This window comes from Micromonospora xinjiangensis, assembly GCF_056150165.1.
Map to the genome: position 1 here is coordinate 741,839 of NZ_JAXCFO010000001.1, position 13,153 is coordinate 754,991.

At 74.5% G+C, this 13,153-nt stretch carries 9 protein-coding genes; all 9 read right to left on the reverse strand.

What is annotated here, in order from left to right; translation table 11 throughout:
* Positions 1 to 298 precede the first annotated feature (298 nt).
* A complete protein-coding gene (locus tag SM573_RS03525) occupies positions 299 to 3,118 on the reverse strand; it encodes an EAL domain-containing protein (protein ID WP_474615448.1) in 2,820 nt (939 codons plus the stop codon).
* Between the two features lie 234 nt (positions 3,119 to 3,352).
* The gene (ligA, locus tag SM573_RS03530; RefSeq protein ID WP_474615449.1) at positions 3,353 to 5,488 is read right to left on the reverse strand and encodes an NAD-dependent DNA ligase LigA; all 2,136 of its coding nucleotides are present in this window, start codon (positions 5,486 to 5,488) and stop codon (positions 3,353 to 3,355) included.
* A gap of 186 nt (positions 5,489 to 5,674) precedes the next feature.
* On the reverse strand, positions 5,675 to 6,685 hold the full coding sequence (locus SM573_RS03535; RefSeq protein ID WP_474614000.1) for an ADP-ribosylglycohydrolase family protein: 1,011 nt from the start codon (positions 6,683 to 6,685) through the stop codon (positions 5,675 to 5,677).
* Between the two features lie 77 nt (positions 6,686 to 6,762).
* On the reverse strand, positions 6,763 to 7,131 hold the full coding sequence (locus SM573_RS03540) for a VOC family protein (protein WP_474614001.1): 369 nt from the start codon (positions 7,129 to 7,131) through the stop codon (positions 6,763 to 6,765).
* A gap of 37 nt (positions 7,132 to 7,168) precedes the next feature.
* On the reverse strand, positions 7,169 to 8,173 hold the full coding sequence (locus tag SM573_RS03545; RefSeq protein WP_474615450.1) for a methionine synthase: 1,005 nt from the start codon (positions 8,171 to 8,173) through the stop codon (positions 7,169 to 7,171).
* A 55-nt stretch (positions 8,174 to 8,228) separates the two neighbouring features.
* The gene (gene mnmA / locus SM573_RS03550; protein WP_474614003.1) at positions 8,229 to 9,302 is read right to left on the reverse strand and encodes a tRNA 2-thiouridine(34) synthase MnmA; all 1,074 of its coding nucleotides are present in this window, start codon (positions 9,300 to 9,302) and stop codon (positions 8,229 to 8,231) included.
* A gap of 297 nt (positions 9,303 to 9,599) precedes the next feature.
* Entirely contained in the window at positions 9,600 to 10,769 is a 1,170-nt protein-coding gene (locus SM573_RS03555; protein ID WP_474614004.1) for a cysteine desulfurase family protein, read from the reverse strand.
* Positions 10,770 to 11,289: 520 nt separating this feature from the next.
* The gene (locus tag SM573_RS03560) at positions 11,290 to 12,249 is read right to left on the reverse strand and encodes an electron transfer flavoprotein subunit alpha/FixB family protein (RefSeq protein ID WP_474615451.1); all 960 of its coding nucleotides are present in this window, start codon (positions 12,247 to 12,249) and stop codon (positions 11,290 to 11,292) included.
* Between the two features lie 11 nt (positions 12,250 to 12,260).
* Complete coding sequence (locus SM573_RS03565) at positions 12,261 to 13,040, reverse strand: electron transfer flavoprotein subunit beta/FixA family protein (RefSeq protein ID WP_474614006.1); 780 nt, start codon at positions 13,038 to 13,040, stop codon at positions 12,261 to 12,263.
* Positions 13,041 to 13,153 lie beyond the last annotated feature (113 nt).

Sequence of the window (13,153 nt, forward strand, 5' to 3'; positions counted from 1 at the left end):
GGGTGCCCCCTTCGTGACGGTCCTGGTCCGGCCTGTGTGCCGACCGCGCGGCGATACCGAGTGACGCGCGGTGACCGGAGCGAGTCTATTGTTCCGCGCCGGCCCGGCGTCCCCGACTCCCCCTCCGCCCCGGCGGCGCCGTCGGATTCCAGCCGGCCCGGGCCTGCGTCGCCCCGACGCGTCCGGCTCCCCCGGTCGCCCGTCCGTGGGCGGGGGTCGGCGTGCGTGCCGGCGGCGTACGGCTCCGGGCGGCGGTCAGCGGGCGTGCCGGCGGCGGGTGTCCGGGTCCGGGTGGCGGTCAGCGGGCGTGCCGGCGGCGGGTGTCCGGGTCCGGGCCGCCGGTGGGCCGCACCGGCCGGTACCGGGCCAGCCACGTCACCAGCTCCTCCGCCGGCATCGGCCGCGCGTAGAACCAGCCCTGCGCGGCGTCGCACCCGGCCGCGTACAGCATCCGCCAGGTCCGCTCGTCCTCCACGCCCTCCGCGACGACCCGCAGGCCGAGCGCGCCCGCCAGCTCGATCATCGACCGGACGATCGCCGCGTCGTCGGGGTCCTCCGCCATGCCGAGGACGAAGCTGCGGTCCACCTTGACCTCGGAGAGCGGGAGCCGGCGCAGGTGCTGGAGCGACGAGTAGCCGGTGCCGAAGTCGTCCAGCGCGATCGCCACCCCGATGCGGTGCAGCCGGGAGATCGTGGCGAGCACCCGGCGCGGGTCGGCCATGAGGGCGCCCTCGGTGATCTCCAGCTGCAGCCGGTCCGGCGGTACGCCGTACCGCGCCAACCGGTCGGCGATCTGGTCGGCGATCTCGCCGGTGTGCAGGTCGCGCACGCTGACGTTGAGGGCCGCCCGGAGGCCGACCCCGGCGGCCGACCACTTGGCGAGCTGCTCCACGACGTCGTCGACCACGCGGCGGGTGAGCAGCCGCATCACGGCGCTCTGCTCGGCGACCCGGATCAGCTCCTCCGGGTCGACCATCCCGCGTCGCGGGTGCCGCCAGCGCAGCAGCGCCTCGACGCCCACCACCTCGCCCGTGGCGATGGCGATCTGCGGCTGGTAGTACATGGTGATCTCGCCGACGTCGACGGCCGGGTCGGCGTCCCCACCCCGCCCGCCGGTCCGCGCCCCGTGCCGGCCCGGCCCGCCGAGGTGGGCCCCGCTCGACCGCCTCGCGGCCGACCCACCCGCGCCGACCGCCGCGTCGTCCGCCGCCGCGGACGAGAACGTCCCGGACGCGGTGTCAGCGACCGCCGCGGCCGCCGTCGCGGTCGCCGGCTCGCCGGCGGCAACGCGGGCGTCCGCCGACGGGTCGGCAGGGGCACGGCCACTCGGCGGCTCACCGACGGGGGCACGGTTCGGCGGCACGTCGCCCGGCGTGCTGCCGTTCGGCGGCACGTCGCCCGGGGTACGGCCGTTCGGCGGTCGCCGATCGACGACCGGCCCCCGGTCGACCAGGGCTGTCACGGGACGACCGGAGCGGCGGCGGGTCGGGTCGGCACCCGCCACGATCCGGCTGATCAGCTCGTCGTCCGGCACCACCTCGGGGCGGCGTCCCCGCCGGCGCGGCCACCACCGCCCCCACCGACCACCGGCCGGACCGCTGCCCGCCGAGCCGCCGCCGCGGGCCGCGGCGCTACCGGCACCCGACGTCGCACCATCGCCTCTCGGGGTGCGGGCGCCGCCGCCTCCCGGGGTGAGGGCAGCGCCGTCGCCTCCCGGGGTGAGGGCGGCGCCGTCGCCCCCGCGGGCGCCGAGGGGCGACTCCTGCCCCGCCGTGGACAGGGACGACCGGCCGGGCGTGTCGTCGACGGCGGAACCGGCCTCCAGCACCCGGCGCAGGTCGGCCAGCAACCCGAGCCTCTCGGCGGAGTTGTGGTCGGACTCCGCCGCGTACACGGCGACGGTGTCGTTGCGGTGCTTGGCGTCGTACATCGCCACGTCGGCGTGGCGCATCAGCGTGGCGAAGTCCTCGCCGTGCTCGGGAAAGAGCGCGATGCCGATGGACCCGCCGACGTCCAGCGGCAACCCGTCGAGCGCTACCGGCTCGGCGAGGGTCCGCACCACGTGGTCGGCCAGGTCCCGGGCCTCGCCGACGTCGGTCAGCCCGGTCATGACGATGGCGAACTCGTCCCCGCCCAACCGGGCCACCATGTCCCGGCCGCCGACGAGCGTCGTCAGCCGCTGGCTGACCTCGACCAGCAGCCGGTCCCCCACCGCGTGGCCCAGCGCGTCGTTGACGTTCTTGAACCGGTCCAGGTCGATCAGCAGCAGCGCCAGGTGCCCGTCGGGCTCACCGCGGGCGGAGCGTTCGGCGTGCAGGTGCACCTGCTCGGCGACCTCGGCCAGCAGCGCCTTGCGGTTCGGCAGGCCGGTGAGCGGGTCCAGGGAGGCGAGTTGCTGCTGTTCGACCGTGAGCCGGGCCATCCGGTAGACGGCGAAGAGCGGCACCAGCACCAGGGGGATCAGGGCCGCGCTGGTGCGTGCCGCGGCGACCAGCACCGGGGCGAGCAGCAGCAGCGACCCGGTGGAGAGCAGTTCGAAGCCGAGGCCCTGTCGGAAGCTCGGCCACCACCGGTCACCGAAGCGCAGGCGTACGGCCGCGCTGACCAGCACGTAGTTGACGACGAACCAGGCGACCGTCGCACCGCCGACCGCCACCACGTCGGAGCCGTGCAGGTCGCCGCCGGAGAAGAGGGTGCCCGGGCCGAGCCGCGTGACCGCGTACGCGGCGGCCAGGGCGCACGCGTACTGGCCGACGTTGAACGCCGTGCGCCACACGGCGTGCCGCAGTCGCCAGCCGGAGACGATCACGGCGACCGCCTGCACGGCCACCGCCGGGCCGAGGCCCCAGCCGAGCAGGATGGCGAAGGTGAAGCAGGTGGACGGGAAGACCGCCGACGACTGCCGCCGCCCCGGCGGGACGAACGGACGGGCGTCGCAGAACACCGCGAGCGCCGCCATCGTCCAGAACGCCACCGGCATCTCGGGCAGCTGGTCCGGCAACGCCGCCAGCGGGCCGGCCGCGACGAGCACCGCCAGGGCCAGGATGGTGGCGATGAAGGCGGTGAACGGCGCCACGCGCCCGGGCGGGACGACGTTGCGCGGGTCGGCGACCTCCATCACACCTCCCGGACAACCGTCGGCGTGCGCGTTCACACGCCGTGCACCAATGAAACGCCCTCGGTGCCGGCTTTCCCGGTATGACAGTCACGAATCGGTCGTAGTCGTAATTAAGTTGGTATACGCGCCGGAGTCGACCGGCAGCGCCCCGTGGGTGTCCGGGACAGCCGGGATGCCGCCCTTCACGGGGCGAGCAGGCGCCGGCGACGGCCGTGACCGGCGCCGCTCCGGGCGTCAGCCCTCGACGCGGGCGACCGCGCGGGCGGCGTCCGGCCCCTTGTCGAGCAGCACGCGGAACCCGTCCTCGTCGAGGACCGGCACCTTGAGGCTCGCGGCCTTGTCCGCCTTGGAGCCCGGGTTGTCGCCCACCACCACGAAGGCGGTCTTCTTGGAGACCGAGCCGCTGACCTTGCCGCCGCGGCTCTGCACCGCCTCGGCGGCCTGGTCCCGGGAGAAACCCGTCAGCGTGCCCGTGACCACCACGGTGACACCCTCCAACGGTCGCGGGCCCTCGTCGACCGCCTCCTCCGCCATCCGTACGCCGGCCTCGCCCCACTTGCGCACCACCTCGCGGTGCCAGTCGACCGCGAACCACTCCCGGATGCTCGCGGCGATGGTCGGGCCGACACCGTCGACCGAGGACAGCTCCTCCTCGCTCGCCCGGTCGATCGCCTCGATGGACCGGAAGTGCCGGGCGAGCGCCTGCGCGGCGGTCGGGCCGACGTGCCGGATGGAGAGCGCGACGAGCACGCGCCACAGGTCGCGTTCCTTGGCGACGGCCAGGTTGTCGAGCAGCTTGACCGCGTTGCTGCCCAGGCTGCCGTCCTTGTTGACGAAGAACGGTGAGCGGGACAGCTGCTCCGCGTCGAGCTGGAAGAGGTCGCCCTCGTCACGGATGATCTCCGCGTCGAGCAGGGCCGCCGCGCCCTTGTAGCCGAGCACCTCGATGTCGAACGCGCCCCGGCCGGCGAGGTGGAAGACCCGCTCCCGCAGCTGCGCGGGGCAGCTGCGGGTGTTGGGGCACCGGATGTCGACGTCGCCCTCCTTGGCGGGAGCGAGCGGGGTGCCGCAGGCCGGGCAGGAGGTGGGCATGACGAAGGGCCGGGCGTCGGCCGGGCGCAGGTCGACCACCGGGCCGAGCACCTCGGGGATCACGTCGCCCGCCTTGCGGATGACGACCGTGTCGCCGATCAGCACGCCCTTGCGCTCGACCTCGCGCGCGTTGTGCAGGGTCGCGAGGGCGACGGTGGAGCCGGCCACCCGGACCGGTTCGAGGACCGCGAACGGGGTGACCCGGCCGGTGCGGCCCACGTTGACGTCGATGTCGAGCAGCTTGGTGGTCACCTCCTCCGGCGGGTACTTGAAGGCGATCGCCCACCGCGGCGCGCGGCTGGTCGAGCCGAGCCGGCCCTGGATGGAGACCGGGTCGACCTTCACCACCACACCGTCGATCTCGTGCTCGACGTCGTGCCGGTGCTCGGCGTAGTAGGCGATGTATTCGGCGACGCCGGCCAGGTCGGGCACCACCCGCCAGCGGTCGCTGGTCGGCAGCCCCCACGCCTTCAGCGCCGCGTAGGACTCGGACTGCGCGGCGGGCTGGAAGCCGCGCCGGGCGCCGATGCCGTGCACCACCAGGCGCAGCGGCCGGGACGCGGTGATCCGCGGGTCCTTCTGCCGCAGACTGCCGGCCGCGGCGTTGCGCGGGTTGGCGAAGGGTGCCTTGCCCTGCTCCACGAGGCCCGCGTTGAGGTCGGCGAAGGCCGCCACCGGGAAGTAGATCTCGCCGCGGACCTCGAGGAGCTCGGGCACGTCGGGGAACTCGGGTGACGGGGTCAGCTGACCGGGAACGTCGCGGATGCTGCGGACGTTGGCCGTCACGTCCTCGCCGGTGCGGCCGTCGCCGCGGGTGGCCGCCCGGACCAGCCGGCCGCGCTCGTAGGTGAGGTTGATGGCGAGGCCGTCGACCTTCAGCTCGCAGAGGTAGGACACCGGCCCCCCGGCGTCACGCTCGACCCGCTCGGCCCAGGCGGCGAGCTCCTCGTCGGCGAAGGCGTTGTCGAGCGAGAGCATCCGCTCGGCGTGCTGGACGGGCGTGAAGTCCGTGGAGAACGTGCCACCGACGCGTTGGGTGGGCGAGTCGGGGGTACGCAGGGCCGGGAACTGCTCCTCCAGCGCCTCCAGCTCCCGCAGCTGACGATCGAACTCCGCGTCGGAGATGGTGGGCGAGTCGAGCACGTAGTAGCGGTACTGGTGCTCGGTCAGCTCACGACTGAGCGTCGCGTGCCGCTCCCGCGCCTCCGGGGTCGGCTCGCCGCCCGCCGCCGCCTCCTGCGCCGGGCTGACCTGCTGGCCGATCTGCTCCTCGGACACGCCGCCACCTTCGGACACCGGTTCGCCCTCCCTGATCACGCTACCTCCGCACGGTAACCGGCAGGTGTGACAACCCGGCGCCCACCCGCCGTACCGGCCCCCCTGGGCGCGACCCGGATCCCGCAGCCGCCGGTGATCAAGAGCGTCGCGTCACGCCGGCCACCGGTCCTGCCGCGAACCTCCTGATCACCGCCCGAGAGCGGGGGGTGGGGTCAGGGCGGTCAGGTGGTGGGCGTACTCGATTCGGCCGGCCCAGTCGGGAGGCCAGGCGGACATGCCGACGGCCGCGCCCACGAAGGCGCCGGCCAGGGCGGCGATGGAGTCCGAGTCACCGGCGGTGGTGGCGCCCCGGGCCAGCGCGCCCACCGGGTCGTCGCGGTGACGCAGGGCGCAGTACAGCGCGGTGGCCAGCGCCTCCTCGGCGACCCACCCCTCCCCGGTGAGTCGGCACGGGTCGCCGCCGTCGTCGGGCCGGGCCAGCGCGTCGGCCAGCCGGCCCAGGGCGTCGAGACACTCGTCCCAGCCCTGGGCGATGAACTCCTGCGGGCTGCTCCCGCCGGCGTGCCGCCACAGGTCGCCGAGCCAGTCGGCGCGGTAGACCCGTCGTTGGGCGGTCGCCCGCTCGGTGAGCAGGCGGGGCAGCTCGGCGAGCGCGGCGCCGTCGCGGAGCAGCCGCACGGCGTACGCGGTCAGCTCGCTGGCCGCCAGGCCCGTCGGGTGTCCGTGGGTGAGGCCCGCCTGCAGTTGGGCCAACCCGGCGAGCGTGTCGAGGTCGACGTCGAGCAGACCGACCGGGGTGACCCGCATGTTCGCGCCGCAACCCTTCGAGTCGGCCACTGTCGCCTCCTGCCACCGCAGCCCGCCGGACAGGTTGGCGCAGGCCCGCAGGCAGGTCGCACCCGGGGCCCGGTTGTTGTCCGGGCTGGCGGCCCACTCCAGGAAGCGGCGGCGCAGCGCCGGCTCCACCGCGGCCGGCGTGAACTCGGGCGCGTCGCGCAGTGCCCAGGCGACCGCCAACGCCATCTGGGTGTCGTCGGTGACCAGTACCGGATCGCCGACCAGCTCACGCGGGCCACCGGGCCCGTGCCGGCGGACGATCTCCGCGACGGTGCGGAACTCGGTCTCCCGACCGAGCGCGTCGCCGTAGGCGAGCCCGAACAGCGACCCGGCGGCCCGGTCACGCGCGTCATCGGCCATGCCAGTGATCATGCCCGCCGAGCGCAACCCGCGCCACGGCGGCGGGACCGGCATGGAACGGCCTCCACCGCGGGCGGTCAGTCCCAGCAGAGGCAGAACGGGTGGCCGGCGGGGTCGGCGTAGACCCGGAACCCCTCACCCTCGCCGGGCAGCCGCCGGGCACCGAGCGCGAGCGCCGCCTTCTCGGCGGACTCGATGTCGTCGACCGTGACGTCCAGGTGGAGCTGCTGCGGCCGCTCCGGATCCGGCCAGGTCGGCGGACGCAGGCCCGGTGCCCGCTGGAACGCCACGCGCGGCTGGTGGCCGGGCGGGCCGCCGAGCACGACCCATTCGTCGCCGTCGGAGTCGCTCTCGATCAGGTCGAGGCCGAGCAGTTCGGAGTAGAACGCGGCCAGGGCCCGGGGATCCGGGCAGTCGATCACCGTCGAACGCAGCTGTCCAATCATGCCGGTCATCGTGCCCGGCGCGTACGACAGGAAAACGTCACTCCTCGACCAGCCGCCGGCCGGCGTCGCGGCACGCCGTCAGCACGGCCCGGGCGTACGCCGGTGTGGCCCCGGCCAGCCCGCAGGCCGGGGTGACGACGACCTGCTCGGCGAGGCGGGCCCGAGGGAAGCCGAGGCGGTCCCAGAGGGCGCGTACCCGGTCGGCCACCTCGGCGGAGGTCGGCGCGCGACCGGTCGACGGCGGCGTGGTCGGCGCGGCGCCGGCGACCAGCCCGAGCCCGGCGTCGATCACCTCGCCCAGTGGGTCCAGGTCGGTGACGAGCGACAGGTCGAGCGCCACCCCGACGGCCCCCGTGGACCGGATCAGCTCCACCGGCACGTCCGGCGCGCAGCAGTGCACCACGGTCGGCACCCCGACAGCCGCGATGAGCTCGCGCAGCAGGGTCGCCACGACACCGGACTCGGCCGCCGGGTACGTGCCGAGCCCGCTCTCGGTGGGCACCCGCCCCGCCAGCACCGCGGGCAGCGACGGCTCGTCGAGCTGGAGCAGCACCGACGCCCGGGGCAGGCGCCGGGTGACGGCCGCCACGTGGTCGCGCAGCCCCTCGGCGAGCGAGCCGGCCAGGTCACGCACCGCGCCCGGGTCGCGCAGCAGCCGGCCGCCGATGGGCAGCTCCAGGGCGGCCGCCAGGGTGAACGGCCCGCCCGCCTGCACCTTCACCGGCCCGGCGTACTCCTCGGCCTGCTCCGCCAGCTGGTCGAGATCGCGCTCCATCAGGTCGCGGGCCCGGCGCAGGTCGCGCCCGGGGCGCGGGGCGATCCGCCAGCGGGCCGCGTACAGCTCGACGGGCAGCTCGACCAGCAGGCCGGCGGTGCGGCCGATCAGGTCGGCACCCGGGCCGCGGGCCGGCAGCTCCGGCAGGTGGGGCAGGGTCGGGAGTTCACCGAGGACTATCCGCTGCGCCTCGGCGATGTCGGTGCCGGGCAGGGATCCGATGCCGGTCGCCGCGCCGGCCGGCCACGGCCACGCCTGATCTGTCACGGCCGAAGGGTATCCGGTCCGCGACCGGCCCCACCCCGCCGACGGCGACAGGGGATCAGACGGTGATGGTCGCCGAGCCCAGCACGATGTCGCCGGCCGGGTCCGGCCGGTAGGCCACCACGGCCTGGCCGGCGGCCACACCGCGCACCGGCCGGCGCAGCTCCGCGTGCAGCGCGTCGCCGTCGAGCACGACGGTGGCGGGCACCACGTCGCCGTGCGCCCGCAACTGGACCTCGCACTCGACCGGCCCGTCCGGGCGCGGCCCGCCGGTCCAGAGCGGACGCTCGGCGCGGACCCGGGAGACCTCCAGGGCCTCGGCCGGGCCGACGGTCACGGTGTTGGACTTCGGGGTGATGGAGAGCACGTAGCGCGGCCGGCCGTCCGGTGCGGGCCGGTCCAGGTGCAGGCCCCGCCGCTGGCCGACGGTGTAGGCGTACGCGCCGCTGTGGGTGCCGACCACCGCTCCGGTGGTCGCGTCGACCACGTCACCCGGCTGCTCGCCGAGGCGCTGGGCGAGGAAGCCCCGGGTGTCGCCGTCGGCGATGAAGCAGATGTCGTGGGAGTCCGGCTTCTCGGCGACCGCCAGCCCGCGCCGGGCCGCCTCGGCCCGAACCTCGGCCTTCGTCGAGTCGCCCAGCGGGAAGATCGACCGGTCGAGCTGCGCGCGGGTGAGCACCGCGAGCACGTACGACTGGTCCTTCGCCAGGTCGACGCTGCGGCGCAGCAGGCCGTCCGCGCCGAGCCGGGCGTGGTGGCCGGTCACCACCGCGTCGAAGCCCAGGGCCACCGCCCGGTCCAGCACCGCGGCGAACTTGATCTTCTCGTTGCAGCGCAGGCAGGGATTGGGCGTACGCCCCGCCGCGTACTCGGCGACGAAGTCGTCCACCACGTCGGAGTGGAAGCGGTCGGCCATGTCCCAGACGTAGAACGGGATGCCGATCACGTCGGCGGCGCGGCGCGCGTCCCGGGAGTCCTCCAGGGTGCAGCAGCCCCGGGCGCCGGTGCGGTAGGTCTGCGGGTTGCGGGACAGGGCGAGGTGCACCCCGGTCACGTCGTGACCCGCCTCCACCGCCCGCGCCGCCGCCACGGCGGAATCCACCCCGCCGGACATCGCCGCCAGAACCCTCACGGACTCGCTCCCTTCGCCCCCTCAACCCTAACCACGCCCCCCGCCCCCACCCCACCCCGACCACCTCACACGTGTCCCCACCCGCACTCCCCCGCACCACCCTCACCCCGCCCCCACCCGGTTCCCGCCCCCGCTCCGTCGATCACGCAGTTGTGGTCGTGAACGAAAGGGGTCTAAGGGGAGGAACCCGGCGCCACATCTGCATGATCGACGAGGACGCGGCGGGGGCGGGGTGGACGCGGGGGCGCGCGGGGGCGGGCGCGGGGGCCGGGGGTGGGGCGCGGAGGGGTGGGTGGGTCAGCGGGGGGTGCGGTAGGCGGTGGCGCGGCGGGCGCGGTCCACCGCCGCCGGCAGCGCGGCGATCAGCGCGTCCACGTCGTCACGGGTAGAGGTGTGGCCGAGGGTGAAGCGCAGCGAGGACCGGGCGCGGTCGTCGTCGGCACCCATGGCCAGCAGGACGTGCGAGGGCTGCGCCACCCCGGCCGAGCAGGCCGAGCCGGTGGAGCAGGCGATGCCCTGCGCGTCGAGGAGCAGCAACAGCGCGTCGCCCTCGCAGCCGGGGAAGGAGAAGTGCGCGTTGCCGGGGAGCCGGTTCACCGGGTCGCCGTTGTAGATCGCCTCGGGGACCGCGAGGCGGACCCGTTCGACGAGTTCGTCGCGGAGCGCGGCGACGCGGGCCGCGTACTCCTGCTGGCCCTTGACCGCCGCCTCGACCGCCACCGCGAAGGCCACGATGCCGGCGGTGTCCAGGGTGCCGGAGCGGACGTCGCGTTCCTGGCCGCCGCCGTGGAGCACGGGGGTGGCCGTCACGTCACGGGCGAGCAGTAGGGCGCCGACCCCGGCGGGCCCCCCGAGCTTGTGCCCGGTGACGGTCAGCGCGGAGACGCCGCTGGCGCCGAAGTCGACAGGCACCTGGCCCACCGCCTGGATCGCGTCCGTGTGGAACGGAACCCCGTGCTCGGCGGCGACCGAGGCCAGCTCACCGACCGGCTGCACGGTGCCGACCTCGTTGTTGGCCCACATCGCCGTGACCAGCGCCACCCGGTCGCCGTGCGCGTCGAGCTCGGCGCGCAGGACGGCCGGGTCCAGCCGGCCGGCCGCGTCGACGGGCAGCCAACCCACCTCGGCGCCCTCGTGCGCGCCGAGCCAGTCGACCGAGTCCAGCACGGCGTGGTGCTCCACCGAGCTGGAGACCACCCGGCGACAGCCGTTCGCCCGGCGCGCCCAGAAGATGCCCTTGACGGCCAGGTTGTCGCTCTCGGTCCCGCCACCGGTGAAGATCACCTCAGAGGGACGGGCACCGAGAACCGCGGCGACCCGTTCCCGGGACTCCTCCACCCGCCGACGGGCCTGCCGGCCGGCCGCGTGCAGCGACGACGCGTTGCCGACCTCTCGGGCGGTGGCGACGTACGCCTCCAATGCCTCGTCGAGCATCGGGGTGGTCGCCGCGTGATCCAGGTAAGCCATCACCGTTCAGCCTACGGCCGGTCGACGGACGGCCGACGCCCGGAGGCACCGACACGTACGGCGGACCGATCGGCGGCGCCGCGAATCTCCTTGGCGTTGCGGGGTACCAGGAACCCCGAGCCGCCGACCCGCGGAAGGCGGCCTCGGGCGACATGGACGACGGTCCGTCAGGCATACTCGGTTGTCGACGTCTCCGTCGAGCGGCCCGCACCGGTGTCCGCTCGCGACCGACAGCCAGCCTGCCCCACGGGCGACCGCACGCCGGGGGCATCGAAGACGGGCTGATCGGCGGGCCGGCTCAGCTCCCCGGCCCGCCGATCAGCTCCCTCGCCTCCCCGAAACGCTCGGGCACCCACACACCGCCGGCGCCACGCGTCCACGGCGATCTCGCAGTCGGCCCGGGTGCCACCACGTGCGCCCGGTGCCGGCGCAGGGCTGGAGACGCGCAACGGCGAGTGGCCGTCCGGCATGCCGGACGGCCACTCGCCGTTTCCCGGGCGTCACCACCCGCGGGGGCGGGTCACTTGCGCTTGCGGATCTCCTCGGCGGCCTGCGGTACGACCTTGAACAGGTCGCCCACCACGCCGAAGTCGGCCAGCTCGAAGATCGGCGCCTCGGCGTCCTTGTTCACCGCGACGATGGTCTTCGAGGTCTGCATGCCGGCCCGGTGCTGGATGGCCCCGGAGATGCCGAGCGCGATGTAGAGCTGCGGGGAGACCGTCTTACCGGTCTGGCCCACCTGGAACTGGTGCGGGTAGAAGCCGGAGTCGACGGCCGCCCGGGACGCGCCGACGGCACCGCCGAGCAGGTCGGCGAGCTCCTCGACCAGCTTGAAGTTGTCCGCGTTGCCGACGCCACGGCCGCCGGAGACGACCACCGAGGCCTCGGTCAGCTCGGGACGGGAGCCCTTCTGCTCGGCGACCCGGTCCACCACCTTGGCCAGCTTGTCGGTGTCGGAGACGGTGACGCTGAGCTGCTCGATCGCCGGGCTGGCGGCGGCGGGCACCGGGTTGACCGAGTTCGGCCGGAGGGTGACCAGCGGCAGGCCCCGGGTGACCTTGGACTTCACGATCGTGGAGCCGGCGAAGGCGACCTGGGTGGCGGTGCCGTCGGCCGCCAGGCCGACCACGTCGGTCAGGATGCCGTTGTCCAGCTTGACGGCGAGGCGGGCGGCGATCTCCTTGCCCTCCTGCGAGGAGGCGAGGAGCACGGCGGCGGGCTGGACGCGGCGGACCAGCTCGGCGAGGACGGTGGCCTTGGGGGCCACCAGGTAGCCGTCGACCTCCTCGCTCTCCGCGGCGTAGATCTTCTCCGCGCCGTACTCGCCCAGCTTGGCGCCCAGCGCCTCGGCCGCGCCGGGGCCGCCGAGCACCACCGCGCTGGGCGTGCCCAGGTCGCGGGCGAGGGTGAGCATCTCCAGGGTGACCTTCTTGACGCCGAACTCGCGGGTGGCTTCGACGACGACGAGAACCTCAGACATGTCCAGACCTCTCACACGAACTTCTCGGTGGCGAGGAACTCGACAAGCTTCACGCCGCCGTCGCCCTCGTCGGTGACCTTCGCGCCGCCGGAGCGCGGCGGTCGCTTGCTGTGCTCCACGACGGCGCTGGTCGCGCCGTCGAAGCCGACCTCGGCCGGTGCGACGCCGAGATCACCCAGGGAGAGGGTCTGCACCGGCTTCTTCTTCGCGGCCATGATGCCCTTGAAGGACGGGTAGCGCGGCTCGTTGATCGTGTCCCAGACGGAGACCACGGCCGGGGTGGAGGCGGTGACCACCTCGTAGCCCTCCTCGGTCTGCCGCTCGATGGTGAGCGTGCCGCCGTCGACGGTGAGCTTGCGGGCGCCGGTCAGCGCCGCCACGCCCAGCCGCTCGGCGATCATGTGCGGCATGACCTGGACCCGGCCGTCGGTCGACTCGGCGCCGCAGATGACCAGGTCGGCGTTGAGGGTGCCCAGCGCGGCGGCGAGCACCTTCGAGGTCGCCACGGCGCAGGAGCCGTGGAGCGCGTCGTCCAGGACGTGCACGGCCTTGTCGGGGCCCATGGAGAGCGCCTTGCGGATCGACTCGGTCGCGCCGTCCGGACCCATGGTCAGGACGGTGACCTCGCCGCCGTGCGCCTCCTTGATCTTCAACGCCTCCTCGATGGCGTACTCGTCCATCTCGTTGATGACGTTGTTCGCCGAACCGCGGTCGACGGTGTTGTCGTCACTGCGCAGGTTGCGGTCCGCGCCCGAATCGGGCACCTGCTTGACGAGTACGACGATGTTCATCGCGCTTCGACGACCCTCCTGTGTGGTGTTGCGAATCGCTCGCCCGGTCTGGGGCGCAGCCTCCCGCGAGACTTAACGGTCGGTCAACCGCGAGCTGCTGTGCAGTTGCCCAC

Excerpts from the sequence above, each read along its gene's own strand:
- SM573_RS03540 (WP_474614001.1), bottom strand. The coding sequence starts at position 7,131 with ATGATTGGACAGCTGCGTTCGACGGTGATCGACTGCCCGGATCCCCGG.
- SM573_RS03525 (WP_474615448.1), bottom strand. The coding sequence starts at position 3,118 with ATGGAGGTCGCCGACCCGCGCAACGTCGTCCCGCCCGGGCGCGTGGCG.
- SM573_RS03560 (WP_474615451.1), bottom strand. The coding sequence starts at position 12,249 with ATGTCTGAGGTTCTCGTCGTCGTCGAAGCCACCCGCGAGTTCGGCGTC.
- SM573_RS03565 (WP_474614006.1), bottom strand. The coding sequence starts at position 13,040 with ATGAACATCGTCGTACTCGTCAAGCAGGTGCCCGATTCGGGCGCGGAC.
- SM573_RS03535 (WP_474614000.1), bottom strand. The coding sequence starts at position 6,685 with ATGGCCGATGACGCGCGTGACCGGGCCGCCGGGTCGCTGTTCGGGCTC.
- SM573_RS03555 (WP_474614004.1), bottom strand. The coding sequence starts at position 10,769 with ATGGCTTACCTGGATCACGCGGCGACCACCCCGATGCTCGACGAGGCA.